This window comes from Acidiferrobacter sp. SPIII_3 (genome assembly GCF_003184265.1).
Lineage (GTDB): Bacteria > Pseudomonadota > Gammaproteobacteria > Acidiferrobacterales > Acidiferrobacteraceae > Acidiferrobacter.
The window spans coordinates 2,345,680-2,365,968 of record NZ_CP027663.1 but is presented as its reverse complement, the minus strand read 5'-3'; the positions used below and the strand labels follow the sequence as shown (position 1 = coordinate 2,365,968).

Genomic DNA, 20,289 nt, shown 5'->3' with positions numbered 1-20,289 from the left:
TGCCATGGACGACGTCGCGCAGCCGACGCCGACCACCGCCTCCGCAGCCGCCCAGGAAAGGCCGCTCATCCTGAGCGCCAAGGATATCGCGGCCTACACTGCCCAGATCCCGCGGATGTCGCAGAAATTTCAGATGGAGCGCTCCGATCTGAGCGAGGCCAAGATCATCTACCAAGAAATGGAGGATGCCCGAGTGGTGGAATCGTTCCGGCAGATGCGGACCCACATCCTGCAGAACGCGGGTCCAAGAAACTGCGTTGTTCTCGTGACATCCGTGGTGCCAGACGGCGGTGCAAGCTTCGTGGCCTTGAATCTCGCCGCGGCGTTTGCGTTCGATGAGAGCAAGACCGCGTTGTTGATCGATTGCCGCTTGCGCGACCCTCAGCAGGATCGCCTTGTGGGCGGCGATATCCACTACGGACTGACCGACTATCTTGAGGCCGAGGATGTCGAGGTGAACCAGATCATACACGAAGGAGGACTGCCTCGCTTTCGCTTGATCCCGGCCGGTCGCAAGAGTGATGCCGGAACCGAGCATCTTGACTCACGGCGCATGCGCGATCTGATAGCGCACTTGCGGGACCGCTACCCGGATCGCTATATCGTCCTTGACGCGGCCTCCCCGGCAGAGTCCGCTGACGCCTCCGTGCTGGCCGAGATCGCCGACTTCGTGCTGCTGGTCGTGCCTTACGGCAAGGTGACGGAGTCGCAGATCTGGGGTGCCGCCAAGGGGATCGACGAACAAAAGTTCCTGGGGGTCGTCTTCAACGACGAGCCGCAGCCGCGTCGCGTCATCTGGAATTAACAGCGTGCGTAAATCCAAACAATATACCCACATCGCAAGGGTGCTGGGCATGGGATCGTGCGCCCTTATGGCGGTGTCCATAAGGGCGCACGCCGCCCACATCGAGTATGGGCTCGGCTATAACGGCATTTATACCAACAACATATACAGATCCAATACCAACAGGCAAAACGAGTACATCAACGTGTTCCGCGGGCTCTTTTCCTATCAAAAGCACAGCCGGCGGCTCGATACCCATCTCGATCTGGAGGCGATGGGGCGTGTATTCACGCGCGGGACCTATGGGAACGATGTGTTGTTCGGCGTCAACTCTCTTACTCACTACATCGTCCTGCCGAAGGTGTTTAGTCTGTCGGAACGCGACATCTTCACGCAGGCGCCCATAGATCCGCGGTTTGTAATGACGCCGACGAATCTACAGAACACGAACGCGTTCTCGGCGGGTCCGAATTTCTCGTGGTATGTCGACCCAATAGATGCATTCAAGATCAATTTGCGTTACCGCAACTTCTATTACCAGAAGGAGCCGTCGACCATTCCGCCGACCTATTCCACCAGCAACTATCGCTGGTTGGCGGAGACACGCTTCGTGCATGCGTTTTCACGCACCACTAGGGCGTCTATAAACTACGTTCCGTCGATAGTGCGCTATAACAACACCCTCGTGAATCCGGATTATCGGCGCCAGGACGTGTTCTTGGGCATCGATACGCGCATTGACGGTGTCGGGATCAGCGCCCAAGGGGGGCGTACCCGTATTGAGCAGACCGGACAGACCCATGTCTTGAGCGGCACGCTTGCGCGTATCGCCCTTACCGACCGCCTGGGTCCGCGTTCGCGGCTCACGGCGGCAGCCGATCGCAGCTATGGGGATGCCGGCCGCTACGCGCTGCTGGAGGCACCGGCATCGAACCTGATCGTGCCGATCGCCACGAATCCCTCTCAGATCGTGGGCGGGGGCCTGTATTACGGGCGCATGGCCAACCTCGGTTATGAGTACCGCCGCGCCTATGGCGTCGATCGCGTCACCGCCTTTTGGCAGCATCTCCACTATTTGACCGCCACCCTGAGTCAGCAGCTCGAAGGGGGCGTGTTCAATATCGGCTATGACTTTTCCGACCGGCTGACAGATTCCGTGTTCGGCGACTACGTCAAGGTCCACTATTTCAACTACAACGCCAATACGCGCGATTACGGTGGTGGGATGCGTGTCCGCTATCGCCTGTCCCCGGATCTGAGCGTAAGCCTAGAGGGGATGTACGATCGGGGTATAAGCACGGATTCCGTGCTTTCCTATACCGAGTGGCGGGCGATCGTGGGCATATCGTATCTCACGAACCCCAATCGCATGCGGACGGATCCTTTCGTTCATTACACCAACGCGATCTTCTATTAGCCATGTATCTCGATCATTTTCATCTGAAGGAGCATCCGTTCCAGATCACGCCGGATTCGGATTTCCTGTACATGAGCGCGGCGCACTCGCGGGCCAAGGCCTATATGGACTACAGCATCCGCAATCGCGACGGTTTCGTTGTCATAACGGGCGAAGTGGGGGCCGGGAAAACGACGCTCATAAGGAAGCTTTTGTCGGAGTTCGACGACAATGTGGTCGTGGCGAAGATCTTTCAGACGCAGCTGGATGAGACCCAGTTTCTGCAGGCGGTGCTCGTCGAGTTCGGACTGAACCCGTTCAATGCCGGCAAGGTCGAGCTCATGGACATGCTGTCGTCGTTTCTTGTCGAAAGCTTCCTGAAAAGAAAGCAGCTTGTGCTCATCGTGGACGAGGCCCAGAACTTGAACAGACGGGTCTTGGAGGAGATCCGCATGATGTCGGGCCTGGAAACCGAAAAGCAAAAGATCCTCCATGTCATCCTGGTAGGCCAGCCCGAGCTGAACGAGACCCTCGATGCGCCTGGGCTTGAGCAGCTTACGCAGCGGGTGCGCCTGCGTTTTCATATCGCGGCGCTCACGGAGGCCGAGGCCGCAGACTATGTCTACCACAGGCTGCGCATAGCCGGTGCCGCAAACCCCGAGGCGCTGTTTGCACGTGATGCGATTCCGGCCATTTATGAGTACACGGGCGGAATACCGCGGCTCATCAACACCCTGTGCGACACGGCGCTGACCTGTGCCTTCGCCGACGACAGCGCGGGCGTTGATGAGGCCACCGTGAAATCCGCGGTGCTCGAGCTTCAATGGAAGCCGTTTAGTGCCCGTTCGCGTCAGGCGTCACGGTCAATGCCGTCCATGGTTTTCGACGGCGCCCCCGGCACCCGCGATCGCGACCTGAAGGAACTCGCGGAGGCCGTGGCCTCCATGGAGCCGCGTCTGGATGGCATAGAGACGCTGTTGAAAAGCGTGGTGACCATCCTTCAGCGGCGCAACCGGATATCGCTTAGGGTAAGCGATAATCAGATCCAGCAATTCCTGAAGCAGGTCAGTGCTGAGATGGAGAAGCTTCAGGCCAACCACCACGCTTGAGAGGGCGATGTATGTGCGGTATCGCGGGAATAGTGGCCTTTTCGGGCGGAAAGCCGCCGGCGGCGGCGGAGGTGGACGGCATGGTGGGACGCATCCACCATCGTGGTCCGGACGGCCAGGGGTGTTACATCGATGGCCACTGCTGTCTCGGACATGCGCGGCTTAGCATCATCGATATTGCCGGCGGTACCCAGCCGCTGGCAAACGAGGATCGGGGCGTGTGGGTGACGTTCAATGGCGAGATATTCAATTACATCGAGTTGCGGCGGCTCCTCAAAAAGCGCGGGCATGCGTTTTCGACGCACAGCGACACCGAGGTCATCGTGCATCTCTACGAGGAGTATGGCGACGATTTCCCCCGCCACCTGAACGGGCAGTTCGCCATCGCGCTCTGGGATGTCAGGCGCCGAAGGTTGGTCCTGGCGCGCGACCGGGTGGGCATACGTCCGCTTTTTTTTCATCGTGCGGCCGCGCGCCTGTATTTTGCCTCCGAGGTAAAGGCGCTATTTGCCTGTCCGGATATCCCGCGCGCACTCGATTGGGGCGGCGTGGCGCGGGTCTTTACCTATTGGGGCGTGCCCGAACCAGGTAGCGTGTTTTCCGGCGTGCAGAGCGTGCGCCCGGGATGTGTCGTGGTATTCGACGCGGACGGCCGCCAAAGGCAGCATCGCTACTGGGATTGGGAATTCGCGCGGCGCACGGCCTCTGACGGACGCAGCTTCGAGGAATGTCTAGCCGGTCTGGATGAGACCCTGCAGGCGGCGGTCGCGCGCCAGGTACGTTCCGACGTGCCGGTCGGCGCTTATGTGAGCGGCGGCATAGACTCCGCCATGATCGTCGCGTACATGACGCAGATCCTGGAGGCCCCGCCACCAACCTTTTCTCTACGTTTCGCGGATCGGGAGTTTGACGAAGGAGGCTACCAGCGCGCGGTCGCGGACCGCCATGGCACGCGTCACACCGAGGTCACCGTGACCACCAGGGATATTGCGCAGGCATTCGCACGCACCGTATGGCATGCCGAGAGCCCGATATTGCGCACGGCGCCCGTTCCCATGATGCTGTTGTCGCGCCATGTACATGAGGCCGGCATCAAGGTCGTGCTCACGGGAGAAGGGGCCGATGAGACGCTGGCCGGTTATGATATCTTTCGCGAGGCGCGCGTGCGCCGCTTCTGGGCACGCGTGCCGCAATCGCGTATGCGGCCTGCGCTCCTCGCGCGCCTCTATCCCTACCTTAGCGCCCATCCGGCGGCGTCTTCAGCCTATGCGCAAAAGTTCTTCGGGCAGGGGCTCGATCGGGCCGGATATCCGGGTTTCGGCCACTGGCCGCGGTGGCAGACAACGCGGCGCAGCCTGCAATTCCTCCATCCCGATCTGAGGGCGGCCATGGATTTTGACTATGTGGAGGAGGGGCGGGCCTTGTTGCCAGCCAATCACGAGGCCTGGGATGCCCTGTGCGTCGACCAATGCATCGAGGCGCGTACGCTGTTGTCTGGCTATCTTCTTAGCTCGCAAGGGGACCGGGTAGCGCTCGCCAATAGTGTCGAGACGCGCGTGCCGTTTCTTGATACCAAGGTCATTGAGTACGCCAATCGCCTGCCATCACGCTACAAGCTCCTGGGCTTGAAGGAGAAATACATCCTAAAGCACCTGGGGCGCGGCCGTATACCCGATGCCGTCTGCGACCGGCCCAAGCAGCCATACCGGGCCCCCGACAGCGCAAGCTTTTTCCGCAAGGGGATTCCCGATGAAGGCGTGGCACGCGCTTTTGAAAAAAAGCGACTGCTGGAAGTCGGATACTTCGATGCTGAGGCCGCCGGTAAGCTGTTCGAGAAGTGCCGCCAGGGGAAAGCGATAGGCTTCGCCGACAACATGGCCTTTGTTGGCATTTATTCCACCATGCTTCTTCACGAGCAGTTCGTGGAGCGTGACGCCTCCGGGGTGCTCATGGTGGATGAGTTACCAAATGTGTTGGCAGGATAAATGGGAGCAGGGATGCTGCTGCAGGATGCGTTTGTAAGTAGGGCCGTGGAGAATCCGGACGCACAGGCGCTGGTATCGGCGGGCACGCGGGTGAGTTATCGTGAAATCGACCGACGTAGCGAGGCGCTGGCGGCGTCTTTGACAAAAGACGGCGTGGCGCGTGGCGATCGTGTCGTGGTATTCATGGACAATTCGGTGGCGGCGGTCGTCGCCCTTTATGCGACCTTGAAGGCGGGCGCGGTGATGGTACCGGTCAATCCGCTTACAAAGTCCGATAAGCTTGGATTCATTCTCGCGGATGCCGAGGCCTCTGCCTTCATAGGCGATGGCCACCTGCGGCCGGTCTACGAAACCGCCTGGGAGACTTACCGGCCGCCTGTGGTGATCGTAAATGGCGGCGATGAACGCGACACAAGGCGCGGCGCGCGCATACTGGACGAGGCGGCGTCCATCGGTCCATGCCCGGCGGTGGCCACGATCGATCAGGATCTCGCCGCGATCATCTATACATCGGGCTCCACGGGCGCACCCAAGGGCGTGATGGTGACGCATCACAACATGCTGAGCGCGGCGCGATCGGTGTCAGGCTATCTTGGCCTTACGGCGGCCGATCGCATTTTGTGCTGCCTGCCTCTTGCCTTCGACTACGGGCTCTATCAGGTCTTGATGGGGTTCATGGTCGGGGCTTGCGTGATCCTGGAGAGGTCGTTCGCGTTTCCGGCGGCGGTCGTGAAGGTTATGGCGCAGGAGCGGGTCACGGTATTCCCAGGTGTCCCGACCATATTTTCCCTGCTGCTCGGGCGCGAGGGCATGTTGGATGCCTATGACTGGAGGGCCGTGCGTACGATCACCAATACCGCAGCGAGCCTCCCGCCCGGACATATCAAGCGACTGAAGGCGCGTTTCCCTGTGGCCCGCATCTTTTCCATGTACGGCCTGACCGAGTGTAAGCGCGTGACCTACCTGGCGCCAGAAGAGCTCGAGAGCCGACCCACCAGTGTCGGTCGGGGCATGCCCAATCAGGAGGTCTACCTGATCGATGCCGATGGCCGGCGTTTGCCGCCGGGTTCCGTGGGGGAGCTCGTGGTGCGCGGCAGTCATGTCATGCGCGGTTATTGGCGGCGTCCCGAGGAGACGGCGCAGCGTTTGAAACCCGGCCCTTATCCGGGCGAACGGGTTCTGCACACGGGGGACGTGTTTCACATGGACGAGGATGGCTATCTCTACTTCGTGGGGCGATCGGACGACATCATAAAGAGTCGCGGCGAGAAGGTGAGTCCAAAGGAGGTGGAGAACGTCCTGTATGCCATGCCGGCGATCCGCGAAGCAGCGGTCATAGGCGTGGATGACGAGGTCCTGGGTCAGGCCGTCCATGCCTTTGTGGCGGTCGACGCTAATGCGCGAGTCACGGAGCGGGATATCGTGCGGCACTGCCATGAGTATCTGGAGAGTTACATGGTGCCAAAAGTCGTGCACATCGTGTCTGCATTACCCAAGACGGACACCGGGAAGATCCGTAAGACCGGCCTTGCCGCGGCGGCGCGTGCCAAGGCGGGAGATCGGGCGGACGCAGTTGTGGCAATGGGAAAACAACCTCTTAAGGAAGAGCGGGAGCACGTGCGATGACAAGCGTAAGGGATTGCGTCAAGGATTACATTTCGGAGAATTTTCTCATGGGCCTGAAGGACACGGCGCTCACCGATGACGCCTCGTTTCTGGATCTCGGAATCATAGATTCGACAGGGGTGATCGAGCTCATCGCCTTTCTTGAGGAACGTTATGGAATACGGGTCGAGGACGCGGAAATGACCCCGGAGAACCTCGACAGTCTGGACGCGATCGAGCAGTTCATTACGCGCAAGACGTTCCGTCGGGCGTCGTCCATGACCGCTTAGGAGTCGCCCAATGGAACCGGCCAAGGAACTCGATGGAAGCGCACTGCTCGCGCTCGACTACGATCGGGAGATAGAGGCGATCGCAAAGCGGTTCAAGGAGACCGTGGTGCGGTTTCGCAGGCGCGGCGCGGTGGTGGCCGTATCGGGGGGCGTGGATAGCGCGGTATGCTGCGCGCTGGCCGCGCATGCCCTGGGGCCGCATCGCGTGCTCGCGTTGTTGCTACCCGAACGTGAGTCCTCAGCTAATTCCGAACGGCTCGCCATGCAGGTGGTGGACATGCTTGGCGTGCCCTATGAACGCAAGGACATCACCGAGGCGCTTGTGGCGCTCGACTGCTATGAGCGACGCGACGCCGCGGTTCGCGCCGTGGTGCCGGAGTATCGTGACGGGTGGCGTAACAAGCTTGTGATCGCAGGCGGCCTGTCCGGGCAATTCAACCATTTTCATGTCATCGTAGCCGGACCCGATGGTGAGCGCATCGAGCGGCGCCTGGGCCTCAGGGAATATCTCGCGATTGTGGCGGCGACCAATTTCAAGCAACGGATCCGCAAGAATGTCGAATATCATCATGCGGACCGACTCAACTATGTGGTCGTTGGCACCCCCAACAGGCTCGAGTACGATCAGGGGTTTTTTGTAAAGAACGGGGATGGCGCGGCCGACATCAAGCCCATAGCACACCTCTATAAGACCCAGGTCTATGGGCTTGCCCGGCATATGTGCCTGCCGCGTGAAATCGTGGAATCGATCCCGACGAGCGATACCTACAGCCTGCCCCAGGAACAGGAGGATTTCTATTTCGCATTACCTTACGCGCAGCTCGACGTGGCGCTCGCCTACCGGGATGCGGGCCGCAGCGCCGCCGAACTTGCTGTCACCCTGGGTCTGGACCGAGTAGCGGCGGCGCGCATCTATGCCGATATCGAGGCCAAGCGCCGGACGACACGCTACTTGCATGAGGCCCCGGTCCTCATGGGGGACATAGAAACGTCATGCGATACGAAGTGAAGGTGGTGGCCGTATCGCTCGCGCATTTTGTCACATGGCCGTTTTGGATACCGTCGGTCCTAGCCTACCGGCTGTTGGGTTCGGAGCGGGCCTTCGATGTGTCGGCGAAGCTCTTGAGCCTGTGGCCGGGACGCATCGGCCAATTTCTCCGGGCATCGTTTTACATGAAGACGCTCAAGGTGTGCCACTACGATCTGGCGGTCGGGTTTGGCTCTTTTTTTTCCCATCCCGAGGCGGAGGTCGGAAAGGGGGTAGGTATCGGAAGCTTTACCATCATAGGAACGGCGCGCCTGGGCGACGGGGTCATGGTGGCGAGCCGGGTGTCGGTATTGAGCGGCAAGTATCAGCATGGAGGCGGCCGGCGCGGGCGTGACTTTCGCGCCAACAACCTGCATCTGGAGCCGGTTCGGATCGGCGATGGGAGCTGGCTTGGCGAGGGATCGCTGATCATGGCCGATGTCGGTAGTCAGTGCATCGTTTCGGCCGGGAGCGTGGTCACCAAGGCTATGCCGAGCGGTGCGACGGCGATCGGCAATCCGGCGCGATTCCTGCGCTATGCGGATAAGGCCGAAGCCGCGGCCGGTTAGGGCGCGCTCACAGCCCACGGACGGGCGGAGATCTGGGATGAATGGACTATGGGTACAAGGCGCGACGCTGGTCGAGGCGGATGATGCGTGGCGGGATGCCGAAGCGGGGACCCGGTGACGCTCCGCGAAATCATGCGTTACGCGGGGACCTTGTACGGCGCCAATGTGGCGGCCTCGGTCGTGACCTTCGGTCTTACGGTCCTCATAAGCCGCGACATGTCGCGCGCCGACCTTGGGATCTATGGCCTGTTTCAGGCGTATTTTCTGTTTGGCGCCTACGCGTCGAGCTTTGGGCTTGCGCCCGCGACCGTCAAGTGGGTGGCGAGCGGGGCGGTGGACGACGGGGAATTCCTCACGTTCATGATGCTGAGGCTGGCCGGCATCTCGGGTCTTTTGTATGTCGCCGCGGGCGTGGCTTACCTCCTGTCGTTCAAGGTCCTGGCCGCGGCACTGTTTGCGCTGCCCGCCTACCAGGTCTTTAGCGTCGGTTTGAGTGCCGCGCGCGCACGCCTGTGGAGGCGACGCGAGGCGCTGGTGCTGGTGTTCGCGTCGCTTGCGACCTCAGCGTGGATATTCGTGCTGCTGCTCGCCGATCACAGCTATTGGGCCCCCATACTCGGTCAGGTGTTGGGGGCCTATAGCACCGCTTTGGCCATGATCGCCTATGCCTTGACCCGCAGACTGCCGCGACTGCGCTGGCCCGGCGCCTGGCGACGGGCGTTCTGGGGCACGGCGCTGCCGGTGTTTCTAGGGTCCTCGGTGTTCGCCATAGGGGAGCTGGCCGATCGCCTGGTGATACGCCACATCCTGGGTCTTGCGGATCTCGGCATCTATGTCCTGGCGCTCACCTTGTTCAATGTGCTGAACAAGCCCGTCCATATGCTCTCGCGGGTATTGCTGTCGCACTTTTCGCAGGCCGATCACGGCGCTGGTCACGCCCAGGCGTTGGAGATCGTGCGCGTCAATCTCGCCGTCCTGCCGCTTATGGGTCTTGCCGCGGCCGCCGTCCTGCCGTGGTTCATGCCGCTGGTGTTGAACCGCAATTACACGCAGGCCTTCCCTGTGTTCGCAGTGCTCACCGCGGTGATCCTCGTGAAGGCCGTCGAACTCGTCCAGTCGAGCCTCGCCGTGGCGCGCGATTCGGCGATGAGCAATATGCGTGCACAGGTCGTGGCGCTCGCGCTCTATGCCTTGACTGTGTTTTTCCTGACACGGGCCTTCGGCCTGATCGGCGTGGCATGGGCCGTGGTCCTGCGCTGGACGGTGCTGACCGTGGTCCAGCGGTTCGATATGAAGCGCCGCGGGATCGATGTTTTGCCATCCCATCTTTTGATGCGCGCCGCCGTCGCCTATCTCGTGGCGCTGGCATTTTTCCCAGTCGCGCCATGGTTCATGGGTATCGCCTATCTGGGTCTTGGGGCCATGCTGCGCTTGTGGTCCGTGCCGCGTGCCTGGCGTCTGGCCCTCGGCCGCGTTGAAAGCTGAATCGACAAGGAGGAATAGACAATGCTGATGCCGCAAGCAGCGCGAACGAAACCAGGGCCGGGCGGTGCGCCCCGCCCCTGGGAGACGGCACGTATCATCGAGACGCCACTGGCCCATCGCCTGACCCTGGCATCCATGTTCGTGTTTTTGGCGAAGATTGGCAATCTTCCGCATCTCGGGCATTTCGAGATCGGCAAGGTCATGATTGGTCTTTCCGTGCTGGCGCTGCTCTTCGAGGGTGGTGGCTGGAAGGAAGGGCTTTTGAGCCATCCGATCATGCGTGCCTACATAGGGCTATTTGTCATGGGTCTTATGACCATACCGATCGCGGTGTGGCCGGGCGGGAGCGCGCGTTTCTTGTTCGGTAATTATCTCAAGGACATGGTCTTGATCGTGTTGCTGATCGTGACCACCAGGACTCCGAAGGACGTCCGCCGCCTGCTGTGGACGATCATCATCAATACCCTGATCCTGGATGCGATTCTCCTGCATTACGGGGACCACAAGATCACGATCGTGCATCTCGGGAAAAACGAGATCGCGATGACATCTGTGATCGCCTTTGGCATGTTGCTCGGCCTGCCGGTAAGCGGCGTTGGCAAGATGCTCAAGTGGGCGTCCGGAATCATGCTCGCGTTCTCGATCTTCATGAGCGTGTCGCGCGGCAGCTATCTCGGTCTGTCGGCGGTGCTCATATTGTACACGTACATACGGTTCGGACGGCGCGCGGGGCTTGCCATTGTGGGCGGCGTGTTTTTGGCCCTGGCGGTCGTGGTCGGCGCCTACGAATTCGGTCCGCCCAAGGTACACCATGCCGTAAATACGCTGATACACATTCAAAACGATTACAACCTGACGGCGCGCACCGGGCGTATCGCGATTTGGAAACGTGGCCTGAAGATCATAAAGGCCCATCCCCTCGGTGTGGGCATGCGCAATTTCCCGATTGCCGAAGGACACATCGTGGAGGACGTGATCGGTGAGCGTTGGATGGATGCCCACAACGCGCTTCTCGAGGCCACGGCGGAGCTCGGAATCCTGGGTGGAATCGTGTTCCTGACCCTGTTAAAGCGCGGCATGCAGACCGCCAACCGGCTGCGCAAGAACGGGTCCCACGAGGACATGTCGCGAATCGGTCTATCCCTGGTGTTGGCCCTGTTCGCGTACTTCGTGACGGCATCGTTCTTGTCAGAGGCGTATGCCGTGATCCTGTACATACAGATGGGGGCGATCATCGCCGCCGACCGGGTATACCGCTATACCGTCATGAGGGAAGGGAATGTCATATCTCGACCGGGTGCGTAGGCGTGAGGGACCGCTGGCCGATGCCCTGTACCGCGGCTACAAGGGGATGCAGCGCCTGAATGTCCCGGAGGTGCCTTTGCTCTATGCCTTTTTGGCCAAGGAGCGCGTGGCGAGGCGCCATGTCGGCGGCTGGCTCAAGCGCAAGCTCTATGACGAACCGTTGTTCCGCCGCCAGTGCCAGGTCTGCGGGCGCGGCCTGTGCCTGTTCGACGGTATCCCGGCCATCTGGGGCGGGCTTTCCGTGGAGATCGGGGAGAACGTCGTGATGCATGGCACATCGACGCTGGTGGGGGCCAAAGTGTTCGATAACCCGCGGTTGGTCATAGGCGACCGTAGCCATTGCGGGTCGTACTTCTCGGTAGCGGTCGGTGCCGATGTCACCATCGGATCCGATGTACTGATAGGGAACAGGGTCTCGCTGTTTGCGTATGACAGTCATCCCCGTGACCCCATGCAGCGCGCGGCGGGCCTGCCCGCGGAGTCCTCGAGCAGCCGGCCGATCGTGATCGAAGATGGCGCCTGGATCTGCATGGGCGCGATCATCCTGAAAGGCGTGACTGTAGGGGAAAATGCGATCGTGGCGGCGGGCGCCGTGGTGGTGGACAACGTCCCCGCCAACAGCGTGGTGGGCGGCAATCCCGCGCGTGTGCTGTCCGGGCCCCCGGGTCGATCCCGCCAGGCGCGATCGGGGCAGGTGTGACATGCAGGTCTCGACTCTTACGCGTTATCCCCGTATCGGCACGGTGCCACGCGTCGTGGTCCTGATATCGACGCGCATCGTGGGTGGCCCCGCCAAGGGGCTTTTGCAGGTGATACCGGAGCTGCACCGCCGTGGTCGGTTCGAGGTCGTGCTGTGCACCTTTGCTGATGCCAAGGAGACGGAATCGCCGTTCATCACCGCCGCCCGCGAGCGCGGCATCCCGGTCACCATCCTGCGCCAACGCCATCACTGGGACTTGCGACCGCTCTCTGTATTGCGTGAGCTCCTCGACCCGCCGGGCGCAATCATACAGACCCATGGATATAAGGAGGCGGTATTCGGGTTGGCGGTAAAGCGTCTGTCGGGCCGCCCCTGGATTGCGTTCATGCATGGAACCACCGAGGAGAATTTGAAGGTGAGACTGTACCATCGCCTGGACCGCGCGCTGACAAAGCGCGCGGACATCATCGTGTCGGTGTCGCGCGAGCTCGCCGACCGCATGCTGCGGCCCCGTCACAGGGCCAAGCTTGCGATCATCGAGAATGCCGTCGAGCGCCCCCGGGAGGCCCTGGTGGCGCGGCGGACACTGCGCCAGGTCTGGCAGACAAGGGGCTGGGTGATCGGTTGTATCGGCCGCCTGAGTCGCGAGAAGGGCCAGTTGCTGCTGCTGGAGGCGGCGGGCCGCCTGGTACGCCAGGGGGCACGCTTCACCCTCATAGTGGCCGGCGACGGGCCGGACCGGGACGTGCTGCAGGAGAAGGCCCAGAGCGAGGGTGTGGCCGGCTGTGTGCGCTTGTTGGGGCATGTCGCGCGTACCGACGATATCTATGCCAATATCGATATGCTCGTGTTGCCGTCTTATCGCGAAGGCATGCCCAATGTCATCCTTGAGGCGATGCAATGGCGATTGCCGATCGTCTCGACCGCGGTGGGCGCGGTGCCCGAGATGCTGGTCCACGGTGTGTCCGGCCTGCTGGTGCGCCCCGGCGACCCCATCGCGCTTGCGCGCGCCATGGCCTCGGTCATGGGTGATCCGGATAAGGCTGTCCGCATGGGCCGCAAGGCCGCTGAGGCGCTCTACCCGCGCTTCTCCCCGGAGCGGCGTGTCGAGCGTTTCGAGAACCTCTACAGCCGCGTCCTGGAGGCGGTATGAGCGCGATGTTCTGGGTGGCGTTTGCGTTCACCGCATATACCTATGTGGGCTACCCGACTCTTTTATGGGTGTGGGCGCGGCTGCGTCGACCTGGCCCCGTCTATCATTGGGGTTCGGCGCTTCCCGAGGTCGCGGTCGTGATCCCCGCCTATAACGAGCAGTCGGTGATCGCCGACAAGCTGCGTACCGTGCTGGCCTCGCATTATCCGCGCGAACGACTGCGCGTGCTGGTGGTATCCGATGGTTCATCGGACGCCACATTGGCCGCCGCCCGCTCGGTGTCCGACCCCAGACTTACCGTGATTGGCAGGAGCGTACGGTCCGGCAAGATGGCGACTGTCAACTATGCCATGAGTCTGGTTCGTGAGCCTGTCGTCATCATGACCGATGCGGGGGAGATGTTCGACGAGGACACGGTGCCGCGGTTGGTGGCGCGCTTTGCCGATCCGGCCATGGGGGCGGTCTCCGGCGAACTCGGACTCGTGGCTTTGCACACCGGATTTAGCCGCAGCCTTGGCGCCTATTGGCGCTATGAAAAGGCGATTCGCGCCCTGGAGGCGGTTGTGGGATCGGTGGTCGGGGTGACGGGACCGGTATATGCCATTCGCCGTTCGCTGTTTCAGCCGATGCCGGCCGATACCATACTGGACGATCTTGCGATCCCGCTCGAGGTCATAAGGCAGGGCTACCGGGTCGGCTATGAGCGGCGTGCCTTTGCCTTCGAGCGCGCCACCCAGGGTGGTCGTCACGAGTTCGTGCGCAAGCGCCGGACGCTTGCCGGAAACTACCAGATCATCGCCCGCTATTGGCGCCTCTTATTGCCGCAAAGCCCGATCGCCTGGCAGTTCTGGTCGCACAAGGTATTTCGCCTGCTGGTTCCTTATGCGCTCGTGTTCATGCTGGTGGGTACCTTCGGTCTGTCATGGCCCCTGCGCCCCACCGTACTTGCGGCCCAAGCCCTGTTCTACGGGCTCGCCCTGACTGCGGTGTTCGTGCAGCGCTCGAAGCGCCCATGGCTCAATATCCCGTATGCCTTCTGCCTCTTGAATTGGGCCGCGGTCGCCGGATCGTACTATTATCTCGCGGGGCGATTATCGGTGCGCTGGGAGAAGGTCAAGTGAGTGCATTGCGCCGTTATCTGTTGGTGGCGGCAGGCCCGGATTGGGGGCGCCACCCATCGAGCCTCTCCCATATCATCGGGGTCGTGGTCCGCAACCATCCGGTGATCTGGATCAATAGCATCGCGCAACGCAGTCCACGCCTGTCGCGTCGCGATATCGTGCGTGCCGTCCATAAGGGATGGGCGTCGCTAGCCCCGACGCCGCGCCACGAGCAGGACGGCCCGCTGGTCGTCCATCCACGCGCCATCCCCTATCACCGGCTGCCGTCGGTGCGATCGGTCAACGGATGGCTCATTGCGCGCCAGCTGCGACCCCTGTTGGCGCGCTTTGCCGGGCACAAGACGGTACTGGTGGCCACCAACCCAGCGGCCGTGGCGCTCGCCAACAGCCTTCGGCCCGATGCCACCATCTATTTCTGCATGGATGACTACGCGCGCATGCACGATTCGGATGCGCGTCTGATAGAGGTCTGTGAACGGCTGATGTTGGCGCGCGCGGATGCCACGGTGGTCACGGCGCAGGCGCTCGTAGACAGCAAGACCTGGCAAGGCAGGCGGCCGATCCACATGCCGCAAGGGGTTGATGTCGCCCATTTCCAAAATCCGGGTCCCCCGCCAGCGACGCTGTCAGCCCTGCCGCGTCCGATCATAGGGTTTCAGGGCATCATCGGGGCGCGTGTCGATATCGATCTCCTGGAAAAGATCGCGCGGCGGTTTTCCAAGGCCTCCGTGGTGCTGGTGGGCAAGGAGGAGGTGGATATCGCGCCACTAAAGCGCCTGCCCAATGTCCACGCCGTCGGACCCGTGGCCTATGCCGACCTGCCGTCGGTCATACAGGTGTTCGACGTGGGCCTTGTGGTCTACCGCGACGACGAACATGTGGCCAGCGTGAATCCCTTGAAGCTGCTCGAATATCTGGCCTTGGGCCAGGAGGTCGTGTCGGTCCCGATCCCGGAGCTCGCGGCGCATGAGCAACATGTGCACCGCGCGCGCGGCCACGAGCAATATCTGGCGGCCCTCGAGGCGGTTATTTCCCGCTACCCGTTCGATCCCGCGGACAAGGACCGGCGCCGGGCGTATGCAGCGGCCCAATCCTGGGAGACCCGCGCACGGGATTTCATGGGGCTTTGCGAGGACCTTCTGTGGGAACCACGTCCCAACCATTCCACTGTGGGCCGCGTGGCTGGTGCGCGCCCAGGGGTCGGCTTATGACGATGGTTCTTTGGTATCACGATGTCATCGATCCCGGGAAAATCGCGGGGCCCGGATCCCGCGGGGCCACAGCCGGGCGCTACAAGGCCGCGCTTGCAGGCCTCCGGGGAAGAGATCGCGGATGGTCAAGAACCACGGTGTGGCGAAGACCATTCACGATGTCGGCCGGTCGGAGATCGTTCGTCAGTTGGGGTACAAAGCCCGTGGGTATGGACGGACATTTGTCCGGGTCGACCGGTGCTACCAAGGTCGCAAACGATGTTCGTGCTGCGGATGCATTCCGCCGTCGCTTGGCCTGTCGACGTGCATCGGGATGTGCCCGGCATGCGCCAGGGAACGCGACCGGGACGTCAACGCCGCCATCAACATGCGCGAGGCCGGGAGGGCCATTCTCTCGGGCGCGGAGTTGTCGCGGCCACACGAGAAAAGCGCCTCTGGACTGGCGGAACCGTAAAGCCCGCGGAGTTCGTGCAAGCCCCAAGGGAAACCAGGGAGCGACGGACAATGAAACGGGAATTGCCACCGCGAGGCGTGGGAATCTCCAGCCTTCAGGCAGGGGAGGATGTCAAGTGAGGAGTCTATGAAGCGACAGGACGTCGTGGTGGAGGTGATTTACGCGCCCCTGGTGGGGGGGTCTGAGATGCTGGCCTTCAATCTTTGCAAGGAGTGGCAGGCCGGTGGTATCAAGACGCGCATTTGCTGCCTCTACGAACGCTCGGGGGCCTTGATCAAGGTCTTTGAAGAGGCCGGCATACCCTACGATCTGCTCGATATCGGCGGCCATAGGCTCTTCGGCCGCTGGTTGCGCGCGGCACGGTATTTCTGTCGGACAAGGCCGCGGGCCATCCACGTGCATCATCTCGGGTCGCTTGTCAACGTGCTCGTGCCCGCCTATCTGGCGGGTTGCTTCAACATCGTTTATACCGAGCATTCCGCCTATACGATCGCGCGCACCCGATGGATGCAACGTCTGCTCCCGGTCGTGAGTCGTCTGGTGACGCGCTTTACCTGCGTATCGCGTAATCTCGCCGAGTTTTTCACGACCCTCGGTGTTCCCCGGGAGCGCCTGCTCACCATCTATAATGGCGTGGACATCGATCGCTACAAGCCAGGCGCGCCGCGCGCGGAGTTTTGTCCTGTGGTGCGCATCGGCGCAGTGGGCCGTCTGGTTGCGGAAAAGGATTACCCGACCTTGCTGGCGGCGCTCGCCCTCTTGAAGGCCAGAAACGTGCGTTTTTTCGCCGAGATCGCCGGCGACGGACCGTTGGCTGCAGACCTGAAGGAGCGTGCCCAGGCGCTGGGCCTGCGCGGCCTCGTAAGTTTTCGCGGGTCCTGCGATAACGTCCCGGCCTTCTTGCGCGATCTTGACATTTACGTCTTGAGTTCACGCCATGAAGGCCTGCCGATCGCGGTCCTGGAGGCTATGGCCACCGCCTTGCCGGTCGTCGCGACCCGCATTACCGCGATCCCCGAGATCATAGATGACGGGTGTACCGGGATCCTGGTTCCACCGGGGGATGCCGTGGCCATGGCCGATGCGCTCGCCACGCTTGCCGGCGACGGTATCCGGCGCCGGGCGCTCGGGGAGGCCGCGCGCGAGATCGTCCGGGCGCGGTACACGATATCGGGGACGAGCCGCTCGTATGCCGCGGAACTCGGAATACGAACCAGAAAAAAGGTCGTATAAGACCGCCTGATCGCAGACGGCGGCTGGACAGCGTGGAGAGGGAAGTCATGGAAGATCGATCAAAGTTTGCACGGCCTTACGGGCAGGACGGGATCCCGGGCGTGGTGAATACCGTTACCCAATACAAGTATCGATCGCGGCTGCGCGCACACCATCGTGTCGCGGGCACGACTCGTGGCGGTCAGGGGCCTGCGCGCGCATTTGTCCGCGCCGGTCTCGTGAGGGCCGCGGCGCTCGCCGGTTGCCTCTCGTGGGCAGTTGCCGCCCACGCCCATTTGTCCGTGTGGCTCTCGCACAGCACGCACAAAATCCGTCCCAACACCCCGGCGCGGGCGCGATCGGTGATTCACCTGTTCGCGGCCCATGGCGAATACGCCGCCTTGCAGATCTCGGTCAGGGCCGACCACCCGCTGCGGGTACTGCGTATCGTGCCGACCGCGCTCGAGGATCATGCCTCGGCGATCGGTCGCTGGCAGATGACGGTTTATCGTGAGGCCTTCATAAGGACCGTGCATCCCACCAATGTCGTGGCCCCCGTGGGTCTATGGCCCGATGCCCTGATCCCGACGGTCGACAACTATTACCATGAACGGCGCAACGCCCTGCCGTGGGCCGTACCGGCGCGGTTCACGCAGTCTTTCTGGATCGAGATCTATGTGCCGCGCACCGTGAGCGCCGGCCGCTACCGGGGCACGGTCGCGGTCATGATCCGTGCCCACGGGCGCGTTCAGGTGCGCGTGCTGCGCGTGCGCTTGCGGGTCCTGCCTTTTGCCATCCCCGCGACGTCCTCTCTGCCATCGAGTTTCGGTTTCGACGGTGCGCCACTGTCGCTCGTGTTCCGCGGCCATTATGGGCGACTGTCGAACGCCCAGCTCATGCATCTGACCCAGCTTTTCAACATCGCGGCGCTCAAGGATCGCATCGCCCTGGGTGGGGGCTCCGGCATACCGGCACCCATGCACTGGGCGCACGGCCGGCTCACTTTGAATTGGCATGAATACGACAAGGAGGTGCGGCCGTTCATGACCGGGTGCAAGGCCGCCCATGGCGCCCGCTGGCGCATGACCGACGTCCGCTGGTTGACCCATGTGTTCTATCACAAGATGCCGCCGCGCGAGCAGGTCGCCTATTTTCGGGCATGGGTACGCCATTTCCGGCACGAGCACTGGCATGTCGGCCTGTATGCGCTGGGGGTTGATGAGCCGCACACGCCGGCGCAGTTCGCGCTCGCCGATCGGCGCGCGGCGATCATCCGTCGCGCCACGCACGCCATCCTACCCATGGTCACCACTATTCATGTGCACAGGCTCAACCTCAAGGATTTCGGCATCCTATGTCCTGTCATAAACGATGTGGACGGACTTAACGATGTGAACAAGCGGCCCATGCTTGGGCGCGAAGCCAAGCGCTACCACCTGAAGCTCTGGTGGTACCAGTCATGCATGAGCCACGGGTGCTGGGTCGTGGGCGGGCGCAGCAGTCTCGGATGGCCGAGCTACATGATAGACCAGCCCGCCATCTACAATCGCATCATGCCGTGGCTCACCTGGAAGTACAAAATGCAGGGCGAGTTGTACTATGACACGGACATCGGTTTCAGTATGGGCCGCAAGAACCCCTGGAAGGACCAGTACCATTTCGGGGGAAACGGTGACGGCACGCTTTTCTACCCCGGGCTGCCATCAGTCATCGGCGGCAAGCGCGACATTCCCATACAGAGCATACGCCTCATGATGATACGGGCCGGGTACCAGGACTACGAATACCTGCACATGGCCTCGCGCCTTTATGGGCGGCGGGCGGTATTGCGCGTCATAGACCCCGCGATTCGATCCACCCACAGTTGGACCAAGAGTCCGAGGGTGCTGCGCGCGCTTAAATGGCGGCTTGCCATGATGATCGAGCGGCGCCTGAAAGGCGGGCCCCATGGCTGATCGGAAAACACCGTTCTCAAAGAGAAGACCCGGACGGATGTGTCTATTTCGGGTGGTGTGGCGAAAGGTGTAAGAGTTTCGATTCGGGCGGGATTGCGAGCAGAGAGGCAAAACTCGGCGCGGCCTCTAAGGCCGCGCGCGGGCCTTACGAGGACTTTCCGCTTTTGGATCCACCGTGGTGCGTTTCCGTCGTCTCCGTTCCCTCGCCTTCACCGCGCTTCACCTGCGGCTCGCTCTTATGGCCCTCAGAATACGCTTCGCCGCCTTGCCGGGGCCGGCTCTCCCATCCTCCATGGGAGCTTTCTCCGCCCTTGCGCCCTATGGCCGCCATGTGTTCGCGATTTTGGCTCACGGCCTCGCCACCTTTGCGCCCCGCCTCGCGTGCCTCCTCGGGTGTGAATTCGTGAGCCGTACCCTTTTCGTGCGCAGCCTTTCCGCCTTTGCTGGCGATCTCGCGCTGCTTGTTAGCGTCCATCGCCGCGAAACCGCGCTTGCTTTTGCGCTCATTCGGCATGAATCCTGTCTCCTTTTCGTATGAAGAAATGCTCAAGAACGCACCCCCGGCTGGAGGTGCACGACATTGGGGGCAGTCTAGGAGATGCACTTTAGTCCGTCATCGGACAAAGGCCCGATATTGTGTGATTCGTGGGACCAAAAACCACAAATTAATGGTGTGGAAACACTACGAATCGCAACATCATAACGAATATGATCGAAATAAAGAGACCCATGACAGATCATTGGTGTGACGGAAATCCCACGGCGCGGGTTGCGAGGCACGGCGACATGGGTAGATCTCGGCTGGCGGCAGGCGAAAAAAAACCTCCGGACTAGGGGGGAAAGCCGGAGGCTGCAAAGGCCTTAAAAGGTTTAAGGCGCCGCTCAGGGAGGAGGACGAGCGGAAGCGCCATTATTAGGAAAACTGAAA

At 61.8% G+C, this 20,289-nt stretch carries 18 protein-coding genes; 17 read left to right on the top strand and 1 reads right to left on the bottom strand.

What is annotated here, in order from left to right; translation table 11 throughout:
- Positions 1-4 precede the first annotated feature (4 nt).
- The 17 genes from C4901_RS11895 (at position 5) to C4901_RS11820 (ending at position 19,361) form a co-directional block, all read left to right on the top strand.
- Complete coding sequence (locus tag C4901_RS11895; RefSeq protein ID WP_110137516.1) at positions 5-805, top strand: hypothetical protein; 801 nt, start codon at positions 5-7, stop codon at positions 803-805.
- A 49-nt stretch (positions 806-854) separates the two neighbouring features.
- On the top strand, positions 855-2,201 hold the full coding sequence (locus tag C4901_RS11890; RefSeq protein ID WP_110137515.1) for a hypothetical protein: 1,347 nt from the start codon (positions 855-857) through the stop codon (positions 2,199-2,201).
- A 2-nt stretch (positions 2,202-2,203) separates the two neighbouring features.
- Complete coding sequence (locus tag C4901_RS11885; RefSeq protein ID WP_110137514.1) at positions 2,204-3,289, top strand: ExeA family protein; 1,086 nt, start codon at positions 2,204-2,206, stop codon at positions 3,287-3,289.
- An 11-nt stretch (positions 3,290-3,300) separates the two neighbouring features.
- Positions 3,301-5,274, top strand: a complete 1,974-nt coding sequence (gene asnB, locus C4901_RS11880) for an asparagine synthase (glutamine-hydrolyzing) (protein WP_110137513.1) — start codon at positions 3,301-3,303, stop codon at positions 5,272-5,274.
- A gap of 12 nt (positions 5,275-5,286) precedes the next feature.
- On the top strand, positions 5,287-6,900 hold the full coding sequence (locus tag C4901_RS11875; RefSeq protein ID WP_110137512.1) for a class I adenylate-forming enzyme family protein: 1,614 nt from the start codon (positions 5,287-5,289) through the stop codon (positions 6,898-6,900).
- Positions 6,897-7,169, top strand: coding sequence for an acyl carrier protein (locus C4901_RS11870; RefSeq protein ID WP_110137511.1), 273 nt, complete (start codon positions 6,897-6,899; stop codon positions 7,167-7,169). The genes C4901_RS11875 and C4901_RS11870 overlap by 4 nt, the downstream gene beginning before the upstream one ends.
- 10 nt (positions 7,170-7,179) lie before the next feature.
- Positions 7,180-8,178 (top strand): NAD(+) synthase, encoded by a 999-nt coding sequence (gene nadE, locus C4901_RS11865; RefSeq protein ID WP_110137510.1) that lies wholly within the window; start codon positions 7,180-7,182, stop codon positions 8,176-8,178.
- Positions 8,163-8,765 (top strand): DapH/DapD/GlmU-related protein, encoded by a 603-nt coding sequence (locus C4901_RS11860; protein WP_110137509.1) that lies wholly within the window; start codon positions 8,163-8,165, stop codon positions 8,763-8,765. The genes nadE and C4901_RS11860 overlap by 16 nt, the downstream gene beginning before the upstream one ends.
- Positions 8,766-8,879: 114 nt before the next feature.
- Positions 8,880-10,250 carry a lipopolysaccharide biosynthesis protein gene (locus C4901_RS11855; RefSeq protein WP_110137508.1) on the top strand — a complete coding sequence of 457 codons (1,371 nt, stop codon included), beginning with the start codon at positions 8,880-8,882 and terminating at the stop codon, positions 10,248-10,250.
- A gap of 21 nt (positions 10,251-10,271) precedes the next feature.
- The gene (locus tag C4901_RS11850) at positions 10,272-11,555 is read left to right on the top strand and encodes an O-antigen ligase (protein WP_110137507.1); all 1,284 of its coding nucleotides are present in this window, start codon (positions 10,272-10,274) and stop codon (positions 11,553-11,555) included.
- Positions 11,530-12,255 (top strand): acyltransferase, encoded by a 726-nt coding sequence (locus tag C4901_RS18630; protein WP_110137506.1) that lies wholly within the window; start codon positions 11,530-11,532, stop codon positions 12,253-12,255. Before C4901_RS11850 ends, C4901_RS18630 begins: the two co-directional genes overlap by 26 nt.
- Position 12,256: 1 nt before the next feature.
- Positions 12,257-13,408 (top strand): glycosyltransferase family 4 protein, encoded by a 1,152-nt coding sequence (locus C4901_RS11840; protein ID WP_168185707.1) that lies wholly within the window; start codon positions 12,257-12,259, stop codon positions 13,406-13,408.
- Complete coding sequence (locus C4901_RS11835; protein WP_110137504.1) at positions 13,405-14,529, top strand: glycosyltransferase family 2 protein; 1,125 nt, start codon at positions 13,405-13,407, stop codon at positions 14,527-14,529. Before C4901_RS11840 ends, C4901_RS11835 begins: the two co-directional genes overlap by 4 nt.
- The gene (locus C4901_RS17760; protein WP_168185706.1) at positions 14,526-15,740 is read left to right on the top strand and encodes a glycosyltransferase family 1 protein; all 1,215 of its coding nucleotides are present in this window, start codon (positions 14,526-14,528) and stop codon (positions 15,738-15,740) included. Before C4901_RS11835 ends, C4901_RS17760 begins: the two co-directional genes overlap by 4 nt.
- 121 nt (positions 15,741-15,861) lie before the next feature.
- The gene (locus tag C4901_RS19490; RefSeq protein ID WP_168185705.1) at positions 15,862-16,194 is read left to right on the top strand and encodes a zinc ribbon domain-containing protein; all 333 of its coding nucleotides are present in this window, start codon (positions 15,862-15,864) and stop codon (positions 16,192-16,194) included.
- Between the two features lie 126 nt (positions 16,195-16,320).
- Positions 16,321-17,427 (top strand): glycosyltransferase, encoded by a 1,107-nt coding sequence (locus C4901_RS11825; RefSeq protein ID WP_168185704.1) that lies wholly within the window; start codon positions 16,321-16,323, stop codon positions 17,425-17,427.
- Positions 17,428-17,474: 47 nt separating this feature from the next.
- Positions 17,475-19,361: a DUF4091 domain-containing protein gene (locus C4901_RS11820; RefSeq protein WP_110137501.1), complete on the top strand. Its 1,887-nt coding sequence runs from the start codon at positions 17,475-17,477 to the stop codon at positions 19,359-19,361.
- Positions 19,362-19,506: 145 nt separating this feature from the next.
- Here the strand turns inward: C4901_RS11820 and C4901_RS11815 are convergent, their stop codons facing one another.
- Positions 19,507-19,875, bottom strand: a complete 369-nt coding sequence (locus C4901_RS11815) for a KGG domain-containing protein (RefSeq protein ID WP_110137500.1) — start codon at positions 19,873-19,875, stop codon at positions 19,507-19,509.
- Positions 19,876-20,289 lie beyond the last annotated feature (414 nt).